Below are 22,097 nucleotides of genomic sequence, written 5' to 3' on the forward strand. Positions count from 1 at the left end.
AAAATCACTCCCTTGGCGGCTACTGGCAAAATGGCGATTAGTTACTCGCGGTTCGGTTATACGGCTGCGTGCTTGGACGAGTTGTTAACGTGACACGGCGATCAAACATGTTTTCTTCATAATTATCGCTATCGGCCACCGTTTGCTGTTCACCAAATGCAGTGGTTGTTAAGCGGGTATGGCTAATACCTTGCTTTATTAAGTAGCTTTGTACATTTGCGACTCGCTGTTTTGAAAGCGCTAGGTTAGCGAGCTCATCACCACGTTGATCGGCAAAGCCTTTTAAATCCAGCTGTAAATCTGGCTGGCTTTGTAGTAAATTCACTAGTTGATCAAGTTGGCTGGCAAAATGTGGGGCAATCTCACTTGAACCGGTTTTAAATTGAATGGTCATTGCCATTAGGTTGTGTATTTTTGCTAATGCAAGGCGTTCGTTATTACTCTCAAGCTTATCGAGCTGCTCACTCATTTGCGCATTTTGAGCAAGTACATGCTGGTAATCATCGGTTTTATCTTGCAGCACAACTAAAGCTCGTTGTTGCTCGGCAATTTTATCTTCTGCCACTTCTTGCTCGCCAATCAAGCCTCCGGCAAATGCACCAACAAAGGCGCCAATTGGGCCGCCAACAATACCGCCAACAATTGCCCCCGTACTTAAACCTATCACCGTTTCTTTATGGGTTTCTTTTGCTTTAACTGCAACTGTGTCAGCGTGGGCTAAGTTAGGTGCTGCAAAAATAGTGGCGATGGTGCAAGCGATAATCATTTTTTTCATGGTGTAATCCTTTGTTGCTTAATTACTTAATAGTTGGCAACTCATGGGTTGGTAGCTGCCCGATTTGGTATAACGCTATTAAAGCAAGCTCAAGTGGCAACAAAGGGGAGTAAAAAAGGCAAACTGCTGAGCAATTGTGGCAAAAAAATGGCAATTGCTTTTTCGCCAGTGCGAAAGCAAAAAAATTAGGTATAGTGCAACTAGAATATAAGAAGGTGCTGTAAATGAAGAAGATTGCAATTATTGAAGACGAACCCGCGATCCGCGAAAATTACATGGAAATGCTCAACGCGCAGGGTTATCTGGTCAGTGGTTATAGTAACCGTCAAAGTGCAGAACATGCATTTAATGACGCATTGCCAGACTTAGCGATTGTTGATATTGGTTTAGGCCATGAAATTGATGGCGGTTTTTTACTATGCCAAACCCTGCGTTCGCTTTCTAAAACATTACCGATTATTTTTTTGACTGCTCGCGATAGCGAAATTGATACCGTTTGCGGCCTGCGGATGGGTGCTGATGACTACCTTACTAAAGACATCAGCATGGCACACTTAGCGGCTCGCATTGGTGCTTTATTTAGACGGATGGAAGCACTTGAGCAACCCGCTGACGAAACAGCTTTAATTAATCGTGGCCCTCTTACGCTGGATACAAAACGCATGCAAGTGTTTTGGCAGCAACAGTTAGTCGATTTAACCGTCACTGAATTTTGGATGCTGCATTCACTGGCACAGCGCCCGGGACACGTAAAAAGCCGTAATGAATTAATGAGCGATGCAAAAATTTATGTTGATGACAGCACGATCACTTCTCATGTTAAACGTATTCGCAAAAAATTTATCGCTTTAGATGCTGACTTTGATTGTATAGATACCGTGTACGGTATGGGTTATCGCTGGGAGCAAGTGTAATGCTGCGCTTTGGTTTGCGCAGCAAGTTTATATTGCTGTCGTGCTTTTTATTTTTACTGCCTTGGCTTGGCTATGAATACGTGTGGGAAATGGAAAAGTTTCTGCGTCAAGGTCAAGAAAAAACCTTAGTCGGCACTACCCGAGCACTCGCTACGGCTCTGCATGAGCGCCCAGCATTATTTGACTCGCAAACCAATTTTTTAGATCAGGTTATAAAAGGCCGTGATCTCTACGCCTATAACCTCAGTAACCCCATTCAACTTGATGGCAAACTGTCGGACTGGCAGCCTTATCAAAGTCTTTTTTGGCATTACGACGAGCGCTATTTACAAACCAATAAACCCGATCATCAGCTTGAGGATCTGTCGTTTGAGCACATGGTTGGTAAATATGAAAACTTTTTATATGCAGTATTTAAAGTTACCGATGACTCGGTGGTTTATCGCGCTAAAAACACCCTAAGTTTAACCCGTAATGATCACTTACAGATCATGCTCAAAACTCCTGATGGCGAATTCAAGCGTTATATTGTTGCCGCCAGAAAAGACGGATGGATCAACGCATTTGACGCACAAAGCAAAGCCCCAATAACAAAAATCCAAGGCTATTTTGTCAGTACAGAGACGGGCTACAACATTGAACTGCGGTTTCCGCTAACTATGCTTGGCAATAAGCTCGGCTTTGCAATTGAGGATTGGGATCAAGGTAAACTTGAGCCGCAAACCATGTCGACTTCAAACTTACAAAACCTCAATGATATTGGCTCAGTGCTGGTGCCCTCTCCTGAAATAAATCGTATATTAAAAGGTATGGGTCACAGCGGCAGCCGTATTTGGGTGGTTGATAATCATCACCGCGTGTTAGCGCATTCGGGATCAATTCATCATGCCGATGGCGTTTGGGCAGATGGGCTAAATGAGCAACCAGCAAAAACATGGTGGCAACGGTTTGAGAAAAACTATTTACATCCACTTTACTATAAAGTACTTACCCGCCCTGAAAATGAATTTTTAGACACATTGCACGATGTCGCGGCCATGCAAGGCACACATATAGGTAAAGCACTCAGTGGCACACCAGCATCGTCTTGGCGACTCACGCCAGATAACAAAGCGGTTATTTTATCAGCCGCATATCCTATTTGGATCCAAGACAAGGTCATTGGTGCTGTAGTGGCCGAAGAGACTACCAATGGTGTTCGCACATTGCGCAATAAATCGTTAGAGAAACTATTCAATGTGATTTTAGCAGTGATGCTAATAGGCACAGTAACGTTATTCTTTTTTGCATCAAGGATCTCCAGCCGTATTCGTCGCTTAAGAGATACCGCAGAGCAAGCCATTGATGCCCAAGGACGAGTCACAGGCACCATTAATTATTCCGACAGCAACGATGAAATTGGCGACTTATCTCGCAGTTTTGCAAATATTGTGAGTCGCTTGGGTGGTTATACTAACTATTTAGAGACCATGTCGTCACGGTTATCTCATGAACTCAGAACACCCGTTGCGGTCGTACGCAGCTCCCTTGAAAATTTACAAATACAGCCACAAAGTGAACTAAGTCAAAAATACCTTGATCGCGCCAGTGAAGGGGTTGAGCGTTTAGGTAAAATAATTACCACGATGAGCGAAGCAACACGTTTAGAGCAAAGTATTCAAAGTAATGAGCCTGAGCCTTTTGATTTACAAAAAGTAATTATAGGTTGTATGCAAGGCTACCAGCTAACCTATCCACAACAACAATTTAGCCTTAATATTTGTTCGCAACCATTATTAATGAGCGGTGCGCCTGAGTTTATTGCTCAGTTGCTAGATAAACTAATCAATAATGCCTTAGAGTTTAGTGTTGAAGATAGCGCTATAAGTGTCAGCCTTGAGCAACATGATAATGAAGCTCTGCTATGTGTCAGTAATTTAGGCCCATTTTTACCCGAGGGATTAACAGAGCATATTTTTGATTCAATGGTGTCGGTACGTAGTCAACAACTGCAGCAGCAACCACACTTAGGCTTAGGGCTTTATATTGTGCGTTTAGTGTGTGAATACCATAAAGGCACAGTTAGCGCGGCTAATAATCAACATGCTGACGGTGTGACTTTTACCGTTCGACTGCCTATTAATAATAATTAAGAGTTACATTTTTACACATTTTATACTATAAATGTTCATTTATAATTCAGTCAAACAGGCATATGCTTACTCCTTAACCAAATTGATAAGATAGGGGGGCAATATGCAAGCGATACTAAAACGTGAAGAAATTGATTTTATTTTTGATTTATACAGCTATGAAGATAATGATGAGTTAAACAGTAGCGAACCTAACTCTGATACTGAAAAACATGATTTAACGCAATCAAAAGTAATTTATCAGCCTAGTTGTTTGACCTAAAAGCGGTTTGTTCATTACAATGGCTCACCTTGTAAAAGTGCTGCCTAATAATGAAAACTCATTCTGCTAAAAAAGAACTTATTTTATTACCGATCTTATTGGTTGTTATTTTACTGTGTGTTGCTGGGCATTTTTTACTACAAGCCAGCTTCCAAGATAGCAACGTTACCGAGTATATGCTTGCTGCGTTACCTTTTGCTATGTTTGGCTTAGTGATTATCGCTTTTAAAATTGCCAAGAACAGTGAAGACAAAGAGCGTGCAGAACAAAGTAATAACAATTAACGGTCGCACTTCACACCCCTTGATTATTTATAAGCTATGATAACCAAACCAATCAGGTTTAATCGCTTGAGATTGCTCGCTCGGGGTTAACTTAATGTGTAATTGACTGTCGATCAAGTCAATTTCAAAGCAATCATCTACATCATGTAAGTCATCTTTATGAATATGACTTAAACCAGCTAGCAAATCCTCTTTCGCTCTTTGTTTAGCTTCATCGCTACTACTTGCTACATATAGCGCAAAATCATGCTGCTCAGCTAAGCTATCAACACGATACGCACCTAAATTTACAAAGTATAACCGCTGTGATTGGGTCACGGGTTCATCAACCACGTTTACTGCAAAGCCATCAATATGATTTACCGCCATGTAACTGTCCATGTGCACACTGCTTTTATCACCGACCCACTGCGCTTTTAATTTTGAATAAGTTTGTTCAATCGACTCTCCAACAACAAAACGAACATCATGCATTTCAATATGGCAGCCCTGAATACGCCCACCTAAATACACCATAAATAACTGCATTTTCTCTCCTAACAAATAGTATCAACGTCAATGTTGTGTTTTTTGATCAACTTATAAAAATCTGAACGATTACGCTTAGCCAGTTTAGCCCCCTCAGCAACGTTACCGCCAGCCATCTTTAAAGTGTTGATCACATAGTCACGCTCAAATTCTTTTTTAGCATCGTTAAGTGAAAGCGGCTCAACATTGCTGGCATTACTATTAAGCGCACTTTCAACCAGCTGTGCTGATATTACCACGCCAGGGGTCAACGCAACAACCTGCTCTACTACATTTTGTAACTGACGAATATTACCCGGCCAATCGTGACGTACTAATGCATACATTGCATCATTGGCGAAACGCTTTTCTTTTTGGTTCATACGCTTAGCAATAGTTGAGCTAAAATACTGCGCTAATAAACTGACATCTTCTCTGCGCTCGCAAAGTGGCGGCAATTTAAGATTCACAACATTTAAGCGGTAGTATAAATCTTCCCGAAATTGCTGATTAGCAATCGCATCAGGCAAGTTTTTATGGGTTGCTGATACAATCCGCACATCAATTGGAATTTCTTCTTCAAAGCCCACTGGGCGAATAGTTTTTTCTTGTAATACGCGCAGCAATTTAACTTGCAAATTAAGTGGCATGTCACCTATTTCATCTAAAAATAAAGTACCGCCTTGCGCTTGCTGAAATAACCCTTGGTGATCTTTAATCGCGCCTGTAAAAGCCCCCTTTTTGTGACCGAATAATTCTGATTCGAGTAATTCACCGGGCACCGCACCACAGTTTATTGCGACAAACGGACCTTCACTGACATGGCTATGTTGATGTATAGCATTAGCTAGTAACTCTTTACCTGTACCACTGGCACCCGAGATCAGTACATTGACCTGAGTTGGACCTAGCAACTTAACTTGCTCAAGTAGATGCAGCATAGCACCACTGCGGGTCACGATATTGCTGTTTGATGCGCTTTCATCCGCACTGAGACCATGAATTTCAATCGCTTTTGCTAAACTATCAAATAACTCATCTTTATCTACCGGTTTAGTAATAAAAGCAAAAATACCTTGCTTCGTCGCTTCAACAGCATCGGGAATAGAGCCATGAGCTGTCATCATTAGCACTGGCAGCGCTGGGTAGCGATTTTGTAACTGACGGTGTAATGCCATACCATCCATTTCATCCATGCGTAAGTCTGTAACCACAGCATCAAACACATTATTTTTTAATAACTGTAGCGCAGCGATGCCGCTTTCACAGGTAGTCACTTGATAGCCTTTAGATTCTATGCGAATAGCCAATAGTTTTAATAAACTTGCATCATCATCGACCAATAAAATTCGCGCGCCTTGGTTTTGCTCTGCTAACATAATTACTGCTCCTTAGTTTCTTCGCGTAGTAATAGTTGCTGCTCGATGGCTGCCAATGATGACAGGGTTTCTTGCATTTTATTATTCAGGGCTTGCTGCTGTTTTTTAGCGTTGATCTGCTGTTTTATTTGTTGTTTTTGCAGCCATAAATACTGTTTTATATCATCAGGCCAATAATAAGCTTGATCCAATTTTAGCAGCTGCGTTAATACTTTCTCAGGCGCTAAGACATTATTTTTACAACTAAAATCAAAATAATTTTGAAGCTCTTTAGCACCAATATAAGCCGTTTTACTCGCCGCCACTTGAAAACCACCACACGACTTTGCATGCCAACCAATGACGGTTTCGGCAGGCGCATACATAGGATCGGTTTTCGGCCTAGGTTTAGGATTCGGTAAACTCTCCCCTTGTGGTGTAGTCACCTTACTCACTTGTTCAGCTTCAGGATTGCTTTTATTTACTGGCTGCTCAGTTAACTCACACCCTGCGAGCCCTAACGTTGTGATGCAAACCACTAAAATGGCATTTAAACGCACGCCCATGCTAATTAACTCCTTGGTTTTTATTGGTTGGAGGGATGATTGGGATTTGAATAATAAAACGACAGCCTTGTGGCTCATTATGCTCAACATGTAAAGTACCCATTAATTGCTCAACAGACTCTTTTACAATAGTAAGTCCTAAGCCACTACCTTGATCGGTTATGTCTTTAGCATTCTTACCTTGATAAAAAGCACTGAATATATGTGATTTCTCTTGCTCTTTAATACCTGTGCCTTGATCGCTAACGCTCATGGTCAAAGAACGGCCCGCTAATGACAGAGCAATATTGACCGCCTGTCCCGCTGGTGAGAACTTCAAGCCATTAGAGATCAACTGAATTAAGATCATTTCAACAAGCTCAGCAGCAATTTCCAGCGGTTGCTCGGGTAACTCACAATGCCAGCATAAGCTTTGCTTACGCGCCACTAACCGATGTTCAAAATGGCTGTTTATCTTGGTTATTAATTGCGAGAATTCCAGCTCACTTAAATCTTTTTTGCTGCTGCGAATCGCATTGTAACTAAGTAAACTATCGATCATAGCGCGCAAACGCACCATGCTTTGGGTAATTAACGCCAACACCGCTTGCTGCTCTTTGTTAATTGGCCCAACTATTTCGTCAGCGAGTAAGTCAGTGCCTTCCACCATTGATGCTAATGGAGTTTTCAGTTCGTGGGTAACATGGCGTAAAAAAGTATCTTTTTGTTGCTCTAACTGGTGCAACTGCTCTTGCACCCATTGTAATTTATTTCCTAGTTCAACTAACTCAGCAGAGCCTTGCACAGATATTTTTTGTTGCCAATGACCTTGCCCAAGCTTATCAATAACTGACGTTAACCCTTTTAAGCGACCACTTATACGCCATAAAAAACCACCACCTACCAATAAAGTTAAAGGAATAAGTGCTATTAACCAATTAATAAATGAACTTTGCAAAGCTCTTAACTGTTGCTGATTTTTGGTTATTTGCAACTCATTTTGATCTCTTAGCCACACCGTCTGACGGGCAATTAATTCACTCACAGGAATAAACAATTGCGCATCTTGTTGTCCCTCAATAACGAGTTGAGTATGCGCTAATTGCAACACCTGTGCGAGCTGTTGCCATTGCTTAATATACTCCCCAGTAAGGCTAATAAACGTCAGTTCATCAATACTCTGTAACGATGATTGCCACTTATCAACAATCAACTCATCGAGTGATTCGCTTTTTAGCACCCAGTTTTGTCGCGTTGCGCGCTCTAAACTATTGAGGTCTTGTTTAAGGTTATTAAATGACTTGGTAATTTGATAATTTTCACTGACGATTTGTCGAGTTACTGCAAGCTGTTTATTCAACGCGTTTAAAAACACAATGACGACTAACGATAATGGTAGTAAGGACAGCAAGGTACTGAATAAAAACTGGCCGATTAAGTTTGGTCGCCAACTAAGCAATGCACTGTACTTTTTAGCGAGTGTGACCACTATCGCTACTCCTTTAGTTAAATGCCTGATTATGAAAAGTGTTACTTATACACTAGCTGAATCAATAAGAATAATGAACAGCTAATTCATCAGCATAGTTGAAGTACACACCTATAAATAATTTATTATATTTAATTTGCAGGCTCAGTGTTCTCTGTTACTGTTTAACTAACAAAAGCAGAAAAAGAATACTAACAATGAAATGCTTACTCGCCTGTTTAATCACTTTATCTTTACCTGTGCTAGCTGATACCACGGTGATCTACAATGCTAATGGTTACACTCCAACTTACAGTGGCCAATTACAGCAATTTTCTACACTGGTTATTAAAGATGGCAAAGTAGTAAAAGTAGGAGACGATAAACTAAAAGCGAGTTTCCCTAATGCTGCGGTATTTGATGCCGAGCAACAGACCTTATTACCTGGTTTAATCGACGCCCACGGTCATGTGATAGGACTTGGTAATAATTTAGCGCAACTCGATTTACGTGGCAGTACGTCAATTGCAGAAATACAACAAAAACTTGCTATATTCGCTAAAAATAACCAAGGCTGGATTATCGGCCGTGGTTGGAATCAAGAGTTATGGCTTAATAAACAATTTCCCACTGCGGCCGATCTAGATAAGGTTGTTAAAGAAATTCCAGTAGTACTTTCTCGGGTAGATGGTCACGCTATTTGGGTTAATAGTAAAGCGATGGAGTTAGCCAAGTTAACACCCACAGTACAGTCGCCTGCAGGTGGTGAAATTATTCGCAACCAAGCAGGTCAACCGAGCGGTATTTTTGTCGATAAAGCCGAAAGTTTAATTACTGCACATATTCCAACGCCATCTGATCAAGACGTAAATAATGCCTTAAATCAAGCTGGCCAACATCTGCTTAGCTTAGGTATAACCTCAACCCACGATGCTGGAATTGATAAACAAACATGGCAAGTTTACAAGCAAAGAGCTGAACAAAGCACGTTACCACTGCGTATTGTTGCAATGCTCAGTGCAACAGATCCTGCATTTGAAGATATGCTCAGAGCAGGTCGCTATAAAGACCTTAATGATTTCATGTCTATTCGTAGTGTCAAAATATATGCTGATGGTGCGCTAGGTAGCCGTGGTGCGGCACTACTGGCCGATTACGCAGACAGAAAGAATCACCAAGGTTTAATGCTCGAAACTCAACAAAAATTAGAGCAGCTATACGCATTGAGCTTTAACCACGGTTTTAGCGCCAATACCCATGCCATCGGTGATAAAGCAAATCATATTGTGTTAGATGCCTATCAAAATGTATTTAAAAAAACCGGTGGAATTTTACTACGTAACCGTATAGAGCACGCACAGATAGTTGATCCAGCAGATATTCCTCGCTTCAAAGCCCTTAAAATCATTCCATCAATGCAACCCGTGCATGCAACTTCTGATATGCAGATGGCAGAGCAGCGCCTTACCGATACACAATTACAAGGTGCATATGCATGGCAAACGTTTTTAAAGCAAGGTTCAGTAGTAGCTGCAGGCTCAGATTATCCAGTTGAACTGGCCAACCCCTTTGACGGTTTATATTCAGCAATTACTCGCCAAGATCACAATCAATTACCCGCTAATGGCTGGCGAGCCACTGAAGCACTGAGCAGAGAAGATGCACTCAGAGCATTTACATTAGGTGCTGCGTATGCCGCACATCAAGAATTTAAATTAGGTAGCTTAGAGCAAGGAAAGTGGGCTGACTTTATTTTAATCGACAAAGACTACTTTAAAATCCCAGTACAAGAAATTTTTACCATTGTCGTAAATCAAACATGGATTGGCGGTGAGTTACGCTACCAAAAAGCGCAAATTGATACACTAGAGTAAAGCCCAATGGAGCATGTTATAATTGTGGGCTTTGTTGTTGACGTTTGAGCTTACTTAAATGATAAATATTTACGCAGGTTAGCATTGCAAATGTTGTAGTTTAGACAAAGTTATTCCACAATGTAACACCGTATAAAAAGGCTAACTTACTAAAACCCAAAGCTGCTAAAAGCACACTTTAATAATCATTACACGGGATATTAGGTATTAAGCTTAATTAACCGAGTTAACTAAACTAGTAAGTTAGCGTAAATTCTTAGAACCTTAATAGTAGCGTCATTAAGGTGTAATAAATAGGACAATTGTCCGAAGGGCATTGTTGATGTTTCAATATCATTTTTCTAGTTATCTCGTCGACCAGCTACTAACTTTTGCAGGCAGTCGTTATCAACAATCTAAAAAAGAAGTACTGATCCACCAAGATCAACCTCTTACAAAATTAGTATTAGTCAGAAGTGGCACTGTATCGTTTAGTTATGATGTTGGAAATGGCCGCCGCTTACTGTTGGGCCAACTTGATTGCAACAACACCTTAATTGGTGAAATTGAAGCGCTAAACAATAACCCCTGCATTTATACAGTTACCTGCTTCAGTGACGTTAGCTACAACCTAATAGAACTAAAGCACTGGCGTGCCTTGTTACTTGAGAAGCCAGAGTTGAGTTTATACACAGCACAAACCATTGCCGCTAAGTTTCAAGAAAACCAAAAAATTAATTTAGATAAACTATTGTTGCCATTGGGTTACAATATTGCCAAAGACTGCTTATTGCGTACCGAGAATAACAATACAACCCTGCTGCGCGCATACCCAACAGTAAATGCTGAAGCTGAGCGTTTTGCCACCACAGAGCGAGCCTATCGCCGCGTAGTATCTGAATTAGTGGAAAGAGGTTTAGTCGCACGTTCAAATGATGGACTCAAAGCAATTGATTTAGATAAACTTAGCGATTATGTGGATAGTTTTTCGCAGCTATGAAGTTGGCTCACATTAAAACTCAGCCGAAAAACAATGTTTGGCTGCCAAAAATGCAGCTATTTACATTTACAACCGTAGTCGACTACTTTAGCATTGTAAGCTAATAATGAAGCTGCGTTATATCCGTAAAAATTAAATAAGAGATTTATTACATAACAGGGTAACAATTTTCTTATTTAATTAATGAAAGTATATATAATGTTCACTTGACGTATATATAATGTACGTTTATCCTTGATGAACTAATTATTGTATTATGGGTGCAAGCCTGATCTGGTACGTGCTTCGGTACATTTATAGAACTGCAATTAAGTCTGTTTACTTTAAAGAGAAAGGAAAGAAAGGTAACGATTATGGGAAATAATAAATTCAAGCTCACCAAGCTAGCTCTTGCACTTGGTCTTACAGCAACGCTAAGTGGCTGTTTTAGTGACAACGACAATAATGATTATGTTAAGCCGCCGGAAAAACCAAAACCAACTACACCTGTTGGTGATACGCCTAAGGCTCTAGGGTTTTATATAAATGCTAATGTTGTAGATGTTGCTACCGGTGATATTAGAGATGCCAAAGTCACATTTTTAGAAGATGGTGTTGAAGATATCAATGGAACGAAGATTACCGAACTTGAAACGGAAGATGGTACTTTCACATTTAATGTTGCCGACTCGCTTGATGCAGTAACATTACTTGTTACTGCTGAAGGTTTTGTAACTAAAACCGTTACTGTGGATACAAGTGATAAAAGCGTAGCGATTGAAACTTTCATTCCATTAGCGAGTGAAGCTAGTGCCATAACCATAGAAAAAGCAGATATTGCGGCTTCAGCTGGTAAGTTTGTTGAAGACCAATCAGTTGCAACGGAAGATGGCAGTGCAAAAATCGAGATCTCTAAAGATGTTGAACTACAAGATGTTGAAGGCAATGCTATCGCTGGTGATAAAGTAACTATGAAGGTAGTTACTGCTCCGCTGAAATCGGAAGATGGTAAAATAGCAGCAGCTCAGTTGATACCTGAAGGACTAAACAGCAACAGCAGTAGTACAACAAGTGTACTAACGCCAGCAGCAGTATTAAATGTTTCAATGAATGCGGGCGATACAAAAATCAAGAACTTTTCTGACGATATCACTATAACAACATCACTACCAAAGGACTTTGTAAATAAAGATGGTGACACTGTTAAAGCTGGTGATACGTTTGCTGTTTCAACATACGATGAAGATACCCGTAAGTGGGTAAATGAAACTGTGACCGCAACTGTTGGTGCTGAAGGCACTGTAAACTTCCCAGCGGCATATGAAATTGATCATTTATCAACACACTTGCTGACTGAATCAAAGACTGCATGTGGATCACCTATCTCTCTTAAACTTAATGGTGCAGCTGTTCCGCCTAGCGGTTTGTTTACTGTTATAGAAACACAAAGTAACTTTTTTGTGCGCCATATAACACCTGAAACTCAAACATTGATACCGCAAGCACTTGTTGCCAAACTTGGCTTAGCTGATGATGCAAAAGGTGATTTCTATATATTTGATATCAACGATAATGAATGGGCATTTGAAGAAAACGTCAATATTTGTGGTGAAATTACAGCGACTTTAGAGAATGAAGCTGAAATAGTTAGTGAAGATTTAAAATTAACTTACTCTTGCTCAAATGCTACAGATACTACTACTAAATTACCTTTAACAGGCGCTTTAGTTAAGTATTCTTTAGCTGGAAAATATAGCGCTACCGCTAAAGAAAGTTCAGATGGCGTTTACACATTGAACAATCTGGTTAAGGCTGATACAGCTACTTACAACATTAAGGTTACACCTACTGGCAGCAAAGTAATTCCTAAGCAAACTTACACTATAACACCTGACGGCACTGCTGAGTCGCAAAATATAGTACGTGATAACTGTGAAGTTAAACCTGTAACAGGCACTGGTGGTAGCTAATCACTTAATGTATTAATTATACTTTGCTAAAAGCCGCGCACATGCGCGGCTTTTGTATATTGAAAACTCAATCACTTTTTGTTTGTAGGTTTTCTTGCTACAGTAAAACAACTGACTGGTTTTAAGGATTTAAAACCTAACTTTAATCTATTTTGGTTAACAACGTGATAAATAAAAAAACAACTTTAGCAACGGTTTGTGCGCTTACTGTCAGCTCACCATTACTTGCCGATGAGACAATGACTCACGGCATTGCGTATAACGGCTTTACCGGACTTTTTCATATCCCTTCCGCTGAAGTGATGGATAAAGGCATAGTTGATATTGGCTACAGCAATCAACTAGAAATTAGAGGCAAATACACGGATGGTCATAACTTCACTTTTTCTGCAGGACTTTTTGATGGCTTAGAGGTTACTGGCCGAATTACTTCATCTTCCATGCATGACAATTTATTTAGTTATGACAGCAAAGGGCAAATTCGCGATTTATCATTCAATGCCAAATACCAAATTCCGTTCATTCCTAAAGATTGGGTCAGTATCGCTGTTGGTGCAAAAGATGTCGGAGGAGCTGCCAATAACTATGAAGCGTTTTATGCTGTTGCATCTAAGCAGTGGTGGGATTTTCGCTTTAGTGCCGGTGTGGGTGCATCAGACACACTTACTGGACAGCTAGACGGTATTTTTGCTGGAATAGAATACCAACCTTTCACCTGGCTTGCTGTACTCGCTGAACATGATGCCGAGGCATTTAACGTAGGTGCGCGTGTAACACTCCCTAAAGAATGGTTATACGATTTAGCAACTGTTTCATTTAATAGCCGTTTATATTCAAATACAAAATTGGCCGATGACAATGTCTATTGGGGTATTAACGTAAGCATGCCGCTCAGTGATGAAGCGCGGACTAACTACACACCCGTTAGGCCTGCGCCTGTAACTCTAAAACCCGTAGAAAAACCTACAAAAATAGCTAAAGTTACACAGCAATCAAACATTACACCACAGCCGGAAAGTAAATATAAAAGTAACAAAAAACTAGAAACAAACAGTACGATTGTGGAGAACACTAAAACCGACTCAAATGCCAACCAGCAAATACACGGTTTGAAAAACGCGCTTGTAAACGATGGATTTGAAAATATCCGCGTAGGTATTTCTAACTCGCAGTTAATTATTGTAGAGTTTGAAAACTCTGTATTTAACCGCAACGAAATTGACGCACTTGGGCTCGTGTTAGGCCGCATTACTGAGCACTTTACCAACAACGATAATGAGTTTGTAGTGCGTTTATCAAAACAAGATATTCCACAGTTACAAATCAAAGGCCGATTAGATAATTATCGTCGTTTTATCAATGAAAATATTACACCAGATTTAATGATCAGTAACGAGTTTGGCAATCAAAATTCGCCAGGGATCAAATGGGCAGGTAACGAATCAAGCAATAGCCCTTACTTCGTACCAAGACTCTCATTCACACCATCACTAGCGACAACTTATGCTACCGAACTAGGCGTATATGATTACTCATTAGCTCTACAAGCTGATTTACATATGCCACTATGGCAAGGCGCAGGTATTAATGTTACTGGCCAAGTAAATGTCGATAATTCTGAAGATTTTGAACAAGGTAAGATTTTTCAAAACTCTCGACAAGAAACAGGCATTAAACGTGCCGTTGCTTATCAAACCTTCGCATTGCCATTTAATATATACAACCAAACGCAAATAGGTTTATTCCAAGATTATTTTGATTTTACCGGGATCACTAATGAAACCGTATGGCAAAGCCCTACCGGTCGCCATAAGTTAAAAGCGCAGTTAGGCTACTTTGAATACAAAGACTACAACACCGACAAACGTGATTATTCTATCTATTCATACCGATATTTATGGGCTGAAAAAGACGTTTCTTTCCATATATCAGGGGGCCAATTCTGGAATGAGGACAGCGGTTATAAAGTCGAGACTAAATTCTGGTTTGGTGATGCTAATGTTGCATTATCATACAGTGATACCAACATTGAAAAAGTGGGAATTTCTTTTAGTATCCCACTAACATCACGTAAAGATATGAATGCTGGAAACTGGCAAGTCAAAGGTGCGAAAAGTTGGAAGCATAGCGTGAGTACACGCATTGGTGACTCACATAATGCGTTAGACTTTGATAGTGCAGCTATACTCAAGTCATCAATCGATCTTGACAGTACTTTCTTAAACCAAGATCGTATGTCGAGCAGTTATGTCTATGCTCATTTAGCACGATTAAAAGAAGCGTTTGAAACTTATAAATAATAGTGTGTTAAATTAGCTATTGATAAACAAAGAAGGCCTAGTTAAGGCCTTTTTTATTTTTCTCAATAAATTTATTTTGCTAATAAAATATCGTGTATTTTCACTAAATCTGTTTTACCGGCGATAATCTCATCAGGTGTTAACCCCGACAGCTCATGTGGGAATACCAGCCATTCTTCTGATTCATGAATATAGTAATCTGGCTTCATATCTACTTTTGAATTTTTTGGTTTGTAATACGGGCAAGCAACGCGAATATCTTGCGGTAAGTTTAACCGCATCAGCTCTGAAAGTTTCTCTTTAAGTGCAAAAATACTACGTCCTGAATCAAATACATCATCAACAATCAATAATGAATCACCCGCATTGGCATTTTCAATAATGTAGTGTAAGCCATGCACTTTAATTTCTTTAGATTGCTTATTAATACCGTAATACGATGAAGTTCGCACCGCGATATGATCTGTCTCTATGCCCTTATAATCATAATACTCTTGCACTGCAATCCCGATTGGGGCACCACCACGCCAAATACCAATTATAAAATCTGGACGAAAGCCATCTTGGTAAACTTGCGCCGCAACGCGAAATGAATCTTCGAGCAATTGTTGCGCTGTGATATAGCACTTATCTGACATAATTAGAATTCCCAGTGTGAGTTGATCATTCAAGTATAGTTTATGAATACGGCTTAAATAAAAGCACCGCTTTTAATATAAGAAATATAACTTCAAACCTTAATCACTTGAACTGCAAAAGTGGGGCGGGATTTTAGCGTAAATAAACTAAAAAAGCTTGTTTCTGTTTGTAATTACATCTTTATAGCCAACAAAAAAGCGCCTAAAACGGCGCTTTTTCAAACATCTTAAAGATTACGCTTTTTCTAGTAAAGTACGTGCAACCGTGCGCATCCCAACTGTTGTTGCGCCCGCAGCCCATTGACTGGTGCTACCCATATTAAACGCTGCCGCTAAATCTATATGCACCCACCCTTTGCCGTCGCTTGGTACAAAACGTGACAAGAAACCAGCGGCATTTGATGCACCACCATAGCCACCACCTTTTTGGGCACGGCTATTAGCTGTATCAGCGTATGGTGAAGGACAGTTTTGTTGATGCCACTTTTCAAGTGGTAGTGGCCATGCGCCTTCCATTTCTTGCCCTGCAAAGCCTTCGACTTCGCGTACAAACTCTTTATCAAGTCCGAATAAGGCATTGTACTCTTGACCAACAGCAACTAGCGCAGCGCCTGTTAGTGTTGCGGCATCAATAATTAAAGGAGCACCGGTTTCAGCTGCAGCCATTAAACCATCAGCAAGCACTAAGCGTCCTTCAGCGTCAGTATTAACAATCTCAACTGTCGTGCCGTTTTTATAGGTAAGGATATCACCCAGCTTATATGCATGGCCTGAAATAAGGTTCTCAGCACAGCATAAAAACAGTTTAATACGTTTATTAATACCACGACTTATAGCCAATGCTAAACCTGCGGTAACCGTTGCAGCACCGCCCATATCGCACTTCATACCTAACATACCTTCGCTGGCTTTAATTGAATAACCGCCAGAGTCAAAAGTAATCCCCTTACCAACAAGCGCCGCATCCACAGGCGCACTGTCATCGCCCGTTGGGTTGTAATCAAGCGCCAGTAATACTGGTGGGCGCTCACTACCACGACCAACAGCATGGATACCAATCCACTGCTGCTCAAGTAGCGCATCACCTTTGATGATTTGGTAGCTCACGTGTTCAGGAGCTAGCGATTGAATAAATTCAGCGGCTTTACCAGCTAAACTTTCAGGAAAAATATCATCCGCCGTACCATTGATCATTTCACGCGCCCAAGTAGCAGAGCGTAATAATGAAGCTAATTCTTGGCTATCTGTTTTAGTATTTTCAGCAAATTCAACACCGTGTAATGACTTAGGCGATACAAACCCTTGATAAAAAGCCCACTGTGTTTCTGTACACCAGCAATCACCAGCTAGCACGACATTTTTAACGCCTTGATTGGCAATACTGCGCGCGGCTTTTTGTACATTTACTAATGTTTCTTGTTCAGACAAATGAACCGTTGCACCGTGCTCATTAAAAGATAACGTGGCGGTTTCGCCCCAATGCGATGCAGCACCCTGCTCGCTTAATTGAACAACAAATTTTTCAGACATGTTAGAATACTCTTTGCGCTAAAATTGTGGCAATGAGTTTACTATAGCCACAACAACTTCCCAACTGCTTGAGAGCAAATAACTAAAATAATGAAATATACAACGCCACTCCAACACGCTACTTTGCTCAAACGCTACAAACGTTTTTTAGCCGATTTACGCCTTAGCGATGGCTCAGAGTTTACCGCCCATTGTGCCAACACAGGCAAAATGACTGGTTGCGCGGAGCCTGACTTTGCAGCCTTTTATTCCACCAGTAGCAATTTAAAAAGAAAATATCCTCATTCATTAGAATTGACGCAAAACCAGTTTGGCCATCTGATCTGTGTAAATACGGCAATCGCGAATAAAATCGTTGCAGAAGCACTGCACGCAGCGCTAATCAGCGAACTTAACGGCTACACTAAAATACAGCCAGAGGTTAAATATGGTGATGAAAATAGCCGTATCGATTTTTTACTTACAGCTCCTCAACGTCCAGACTGTTATGTAGAAGTAAAATCTGTCACTTTACTCAATCAAAATGATCCACAAAGTGGCCAAGGTTACTTCCCGGATGCCGAAACGATTCGTGGTCAAAAACATATTCGTGAATTAATTGAAATGGTTGCACAAGGCCACCGTGCAGTGCTGCTGTTTGCTGTATTACACCAAGGGATTAAACAAGTTAGTGCGGCGCGTCTCATTGACGAAAAGTATGCCCAACTAGTTGATTTAGCAATAACTAAAGGTGTAGAAGTCCTTGCTTATAAAGCCGATATTTCGAGCGTCGAAATTACACTAACAAAAAAGCTTACTTTTAATTAAAAGCGACTTGTTTTTAAGGGTTACGCCCATATAACAAGGCAAGTTTTTAAGCACTTATTTAAAAATAATCGGTGTAAAAACCATTTATCGTACCTGTTTAAATTTTATTGATGCGGTTTATAAGAGTAATTAATGAAAAATAAATTTGCCTAGGCCATAGGATTCTGTTATTTATAGCCGCCAGCTCATGCTGGGCATTATATTAAGGATTTAGGAGAAAGTTATGCCAGACCAAAAAAAATTAGGGTTATTGGCTCAGGCCGGATTAGAACCATACCAGGAAAAGCCGGGCGAAGAGTATATGAATGATGCACAACGCACTCATTTCAAAACTATTTTGGAAGCATGGCGCAACGATTTACGCAATGAAGTTGACCGTACTAAATCGCATATGCAAGACGAAGCAGCTAACTTCCCTGATCCAGTTGACCGCGCAGCACAAGAAGAAGAGTTCTCATTAGAGCTTAGAACTCGTGACCGTGAACGTAAACTGATCAAGAAAATTGAAAAAACCATCCAATTAATCAAAGAAGATGATTTTGGTTTTTGTGATTCGTGCGGGATTGAAATTGGTATCCGCCGTTTAGAAGCACGTCCTACAGCTGATTTATGCGTAGACTGTAAAACGCTTGCGGAAATCAAAGAAAAACAATCTGGGCGTGGTTAATTACTCGTAATTAATCCATGTCTACCACAGCCGTTACTGCGCCTGTGCGCAACTATCGCGGTCGCTTTGCGCCATCACCTTCTGGACCACTTCATTTTGGTTCTCTTGTGGCGGCTGTGGGCAGCTATCTTGACGCTAAAAGCAACCAAGGTACTTGGTTAGTCCGTATTGAAAATATCGACACCACACGTGTTGTAGACGGCGCCGCTAAAGATATTCTCAATACCCTAGAAGCCTATGGTTTGTACTGGGATGAAGACGTGGTCTATCAAACTCAGCGCCATGACTTGTACGCGCATACCATTAATAAACTAAATAACCAGCAGCTAATTTATGCTTGCCACTGCTCACGCAAAGAAATTAAAGCGCTAGGCGGTATTTATCAGGGCCATTGTCGTCATTTAAAGCATAGTCAGAACAGCAGTGCACTGCGATTAATTCAGCAACATGCTACATGCCAATACCATGACCTCATTCAAGGTGAGGTAAATGTAGCTCATGATCTCGCCCACGAAGATTACTTAATAAAGCGCAGTGATGGGTTATTTGCTTATCAACTAGTGGTGGTCGCAGACGATATTGCCCAAGGTATCACCCATGTTGTACGCGGCGCTGACTTACTTGAACCAACAGCCCGTCAACTAAGTTTATTTAAACAGTTAAATAGCGCAGCACCGCAGTATGCTCATTTACCATTGGCAGTAACTAAACCCGGCTTTAAATTATCAAAACAAAACTATGCGCCAGCGATTGTTAAAAATAACCCTAAACCAGCTCTGCTCAGTGCATTTGAATTTTTAGGTTTAGCCCCGCAGCCAGAACTCGTTGAATTAAGAATTGATAAAATGCTGAGCTGGGCAGTCGATAATTACAGCTTGCAAAACGTCCCTAAAGTGACACAAATTCAAATTTCACAAAACCCACACTGTCATACAACCGCCTTTACGCATTTAAACAAATAAAAATTCACTAAAAAGGCGAATTTTAAGGCCTTCAACTTAATTTTTAAGCTGTGCTGGTATATGATAGCCCACCTTAAATGTGCAATTCATTTAATTAATATCAATTGCGTTAAGGGTGTACTCAATTATAGCAACAACAAAGTTATTCAATAGCACTATACATGTGCAGTTAATAGCAAAGTGCAGCTATACTTGGTTAGATTTTTGATGGCGTCCATCAAATAACCGAATTCTGTAGGAGACAGATTATTATTTCCAAGCTTTTTCAATTTTGTCGGCAAATTATTGGCCCAACCGCCTCTGTAACAGCCGAACATGCCCCAGTCTCTGCGCAGCCTTTAATAGTTGGACGTAATGAGCATGGTATTTCTCGTAAACAATTTAGCCCAAATGCAATCAAGGTATTATATCGCCTGAAAGACGGAGGCTTTGATGCCTACCTTGTTGGTGGTTGCATTCGTGATATTTTGTTAGGTCAACAACCAAAAGATTTTGATGTGGTCACCAATGCCACGCCAGATCAGGTTAAAAAGCTATTTCGTAACTGCCGCTTAATTGGCCGTCGTTTTCGTTTAGCACACATTGTTTTTGGTCGTGAGATAATCGAAGTAGCCACCATGCGTGGTCATCACGAAGCGCCTGAAGATAAAAACCAAATTAGCCAATCAAGTGACCAAGGGCAACTGCTGCGCGATAACGTTTTTGGTAGTATTGAAGAAGATGCTGAACGCCGCGATTTTTCAATCAATGCGTTATATTATTCAATTAATGATTTTTCAATCCATGATTATGCTAATGGCTTAGCAGCTATTAACGTTCGACAAATCGAGATGATTGGTGATCCAACAACCCGTTACCGTGAAGATCCTGTACGTATGCTACGTGCAGTTCGCTTTGCAACCAAACTCGATATGTCGATTGCACCGGCAACCGAGCAGCCATTAAATGAATTAGCAAGCCTGTTAGATAATATCCCTGCGGCGCGGTTATTTGAAGAAACACTGAAACTGTTTTTAAATGGCAAGGCCGAAGCAAACTTTTTAATGCTACGTAAATATGGCCTTTTCAAATCATTATTCCCCTCCCTTGATAGTATTTTAGATAATAATCCTGATGGCTTAGAATTCACTTTAATTCAACAGATGTTCCGTAATACAGATGAACGCATTAATGCCGAGAAAAAAGTAACTCCAGCATTTATTTTTGCTGCATTGTTATGGTTTCCATTATTGCAGATCACTAAAGCACTGCAAGAACAAGAGCAACTATCTGAATACGAAGCTTTTGTTCAAGGTATGAACAAAGTACTCAGCGATAATGCACAGCATATTGCCGTACCAAAACGCTTTACCCTTGGCGCTCGTGATATCTGGCATATTCAACACCGCCTAGATAAACGCTCAGGACAACGTGCATATCGCCTTACGCAGCAACCACGTTTTAAAGCTGCGTATGACTTTTTACTGTTGCGCGTACAGGCCGGTGAAAAACAGCATCAGCAATTAGTTAATTGGTGGACTGACTATTTAAAACAAGACATCAATGGTCAAAAAGAGTTGGTTAAAGCGCTAGGTACGCAAGGCGCAACAAAAGGCCGTCGTCGTACTCGCCGCCGCAGCCCAAAACCAGCGGCTGAATGATCATGAAAACCGTCTACCTTGGTTTAGGAGCTAATTTAAACGCCCCTCGTACTCAACTAGATCATGCCGTAGCAGCATTGCGTGCATTGGCTGATTGTGAGTTTATTAATGTATCGCATTATTACGCGAGTAAACCGATGGGCCCGCAAGATCAACCTGATTACGTTAACGCTGTTGTGGCGCTAAAAACCATGCTATTACCTGAGCAGTTGCTTGATTTAACACAACAAATAGAACTTGAACACGGCCGAGTACGAAAAGCCGAGCGTTGGGGGCCGCGCACCTTAGATATTGATATTTTATTATTTGGTGAGCAAGTTATTAATAGCGAGCGTTTAATTGTGCCGCATTATGGTCTAACTGAACGCGAGTTTGTGGTTTACCCGCTACTTGAAATAGCCCCCCAAATTACGCTGCCAAATGGTATATTACTGCATAGTATTACCGCTAATTTGGCACTAAACGAATTACAACAATTACCTCTGTAATTAATTTCAGGCCGTTGC

Annotated in this window: 20 protein-coding genes; 13 read left to right on the top strand and 7 right to left on the bottom strand. The window is 40.6% G+C overall.

The window, feature by feature from the left end; all coding sequences use genetic code 11:
• Positions 1-37: 37 nt before the first annotated feature.
• A complete protein-coding gene (gene pdsO, locus HHO47_RS04235) occupies positions 38-775 on the bottom strand; it encodes a sortase-associated OmpA-like protein PdsO (RefSeq protein WP_169019157.1) in 738 nt (245 codons plus the stop codon).
• Positions 776-999: 224 nt separating this feature from the next.
• Between pdsO and pdsR the strand changes: the two genes are divergently transcribed.
• The 4 genes from pdsR to HHO47_RS04255 all read left to right on the top strand — a co-directional run bounded on the left by pdsR (position 1,000) and on the right by HHO47_RS04255 (position 4,367).
• A complete protein-coding gene (gene pdsR / locus HHO47_RS04240) occupies positions 1,000-1,689 on the top strand; it encodes a proteobacterial dedicated sortase system response regulator (RefSeq protein ID WP_169019158.1) in 690 nt (229 codons plus the stop codon).
• Positions 1,689-3,821, top strand: a complete 2,133-nt coding sequence (gene pdsS / locus HHO47_RS04245; protein WP_169019159.1) for a proteobacterial dedicated sortase system histidine kinase — start codon at positions 1,689-1,691, stop codon at positions 3,819-3,821. Before pdsR ends, pdsS begins: the two co-directional genes overlap by 1 nt.
• Positions 3,822-3,924: 103 nt before the next feature.
• Positions 3,925-4,083, top strand: coding sequence for a hypothetical protein (locus HHO47_RS04250; RefSeq protein ID WP_169019160.1), 159 nt, complete (start codon positions 3,925-3,927; stop codon positions 4,081-4,083).
• 50 nt (positions 4,084-4,133) lie between these two features.
• Entirely contained in the window at positions 4,134-4,367 is a 234-nt protein-coding gene (locus tag HHO47_RS04255; RefSeq protein WP_169019161.1) for a hypothetical protein, read from the top strand.
• Between the two features lie 27 nt (positions 4,368-4,394).
• Here HHO47_RS04255 and HHO47_RS04260 read toward each other — a convergent pair whose 3' ends face one another.
• The 4 genes from HHO47_RS04260 to HHO47_RS04275 are packed head-to-tail and all read right to left on the bottom strand — an operon-like array spanning position 4,395 to position 8,269.
• Positions 4,395-4,895: a DUF1543 domain-containing protein gene (locus tag HHO47_RS04260; protein WP_169019162.1), complete on the bottom strand. Its 501-nt coding sequence runs from the start codon at positions 4,893-4,895 to the stop codon at positions 4,395-4,397.
• Between the two features lie 8 nt (positions 4,896-4,903).
• Complete coding sequence (locus HHO47_RS04265; RefSeq protein WP_169019163.1) at positions 4,904-6,253, bottom strand: sigma 54-interacting transcriptional regulator; 1,350 nt, start codon at positions 6,251-6,253, stop codon at positions 4,904-4,906.
• 2 nt (positions 6,254-6,255) lie between these two features.
• Positions 6,256-6,798, bottom strand: coding sequence for a hypothetical protein (locus tag HHO47_RS04270; RefSeq protein ID WP_169019164.1), 543 nt, complete (start codon positions 6,796-6,798; stop codon positions 6,256-6,258).
• A 1-nt stretch (position 6,799) separates the two neighbouring features.
• Positions 6,800-8,269, bottom strand: coding sequence for an ATP-binding protein (locus HHO47_RS04275; protein ID WP_169019207.1), 1,470 nt, complete (start codon positions 8,267-8,269; stop codon positions 6,800-6,802).
• A 194-nt stretch (positions 8,270-8,463) separates the two neighbouring features.
• Between HHO47_RS04275 and HHO47_RS04280 the strand changes: the two genes are divergently transcribed.
• The 4 genes from HHO47_RS04280 to HHO47_RS04295 all read left to right on the top strand — a co-directional run bounded on the left by HHO47_RS04280 (position 8,464) and on the right by HHO47_RS04295 (position 15,347).
• A complete protein-coding gene (locus HHO47_RS04280; protein ID WP_169019165.1) occupies positions 8,464-10,119 on the top strand; it encodes an amidohydrolase in 1,656 nt (551 codons plus the stop codon).
• 322 nt (positions 10,120-10,441) lie between these two features.
• The gene (locus HHO47_RS04285) at positions 10,442-11,098 is read left to right on the top strand and encodes a Crp/Fnr family transcriptional regulator (RefSeq protein ID WP_169019166.1); all 657 of its coding nucleotides are present in this window, start codon (positions 10,442-10,444) and stop codon (positions 11,096-11,098) included.
• A gap of 353 nt (positions 11,099-11,451) precedes the next feature.
• On the top strand, positions 11,452-13,047 hold the full coding sequence (locus HHO47_RS04290; protein ID WP_169019167.1) for a hypothetical protein: 1,596 nt from the start codon (positions 11,452-11,454) through the stop codon (positions 13,045-13,047).
• 164 nt (positions 13,048-13,211) lie between these two features.
• Positions 13,212-15,347, top strand: a complete 2,136-nt coding sequence (locus tag HHO47_RS04295) for a YjbH domain-containing protein (protein ID WP_169019168.1) — start codon at positions 13,212-13,214, stop codon at positions 15,345-15,347.
• 71 nt (positions 15,348-15,418) lie between these two features.
• Here the strand turns inward: HHO47_RS04295 and HHO47_RS04300 are convergent, their stop codons facing one another.
• Positions 15,419-15,985 (bottom strand): phosphoribosyltransferase, encoded by a 567-nt coding sequence (locus HHO47_RS04300; protein WP_169019169.1) that lies wholly within the window; start codon positions 15,983-15,985, stop codon positions 15,419-15,421.
• 234 nt (positions 15,986-16,219) lie between these two features.
• On the bottom strand, positions 16,220-17,515 hold the full coding sequence (gene pepB, locus HHO47_RS04305) for an aminopeptidase PepB (protein WP_169019170.1): 1,296 nt from the start codon (positions 17,513-17,515) through the stop codon (positions 16,220-16,222).
• Between the two features lie 90 nt (positions 17,516-17,605).
• Between pepB and sfsA the strand changes: the two genes are divergently transcribed.
• The 5 genes from sfsA to folK all read left to right on the top strand — a co-directional run bounded on the left by sfsA (position 17,606) and on the right by folK (position 22,079).
• Positions 17,606-18,322 carry a DNA/RNA nuclease SfsA gene (sfsA, locus tag HHO47_RS04310; protein WP_169019171.1) on the top strand — a complete coding sequence of 239 codons (717 nt, stop codon included), beginning with the start codon at positions 17,606-17,608 and terminating at the stop codon, positions 18,320-18,322.
• Positions 18,323-18,545: 223 nt separating this feature from the next.
• A complete protein-coding gene (gene dksA / locus HHO47_RS04315) occupies positions 18,546-18,989 on the top strand; it encodes an RNA polymerase-binding protein DksA (RefSeq protein ID WP_145235383.1) in 444 nt (147 codons plus the stop codon).
• A 17-nt stretch (positions 18,990-19,006) separates the two neighbouring features.
• Positions 19,007-19,951: a tRNA glutamyl-Q(34) synthetase GluQRS gene (gene gluQRS, locus HHO47_RS04320; protein WP_169019172.1), complete on the top strand. Its 945-nt coding sequence runs from the start codon at positions 19,007-19,009 to the stop codon at positions 19,949-19,951.
• A 281-nt stretch (positions 19,952-20,232) separates the two neighbouring features.
• Positions 20,233-21,591, top strand: coding sequence for a polynucleotide adenylyltransferase PcnB (pcnB, locus tag HHO47_RS04325; RefSeq protein WP_348981635.1), 1,359 nt, complete (start codon positions 20,233-20,235; stop codon positions 21,589-21,591).
• A gap of 2 nt (positions 21,592-21,593) precedes the next feature.
• A complete protein-coding gene (gene folK / locus HHO47_RS04330) occupies positions 21,594-22,079 on the top strand; it encodes a 2-amino-4-hydroxy-6-hydroxymethyldihydropteridine diphosphokinase (RefSeq protein ID WP_169019173.1) in 486 nt (161 codons plus the stop codon).
• The last annotated feature ends 18 nt before the right edge of the window (positions 22,080-22,097 follow it).

Origin of the sequence: Pseudoalteromonas arctica, from assembly GCF_012927645.1 — a bacterium.
Taxonomy (GTDB): Bacteria; Pseudomonadota; Gammaproteobacteria; order Enterobacterales; family Alteromonadaceae; genus Pseudoalteromonas; species Pseudoalteromonas arctica_A.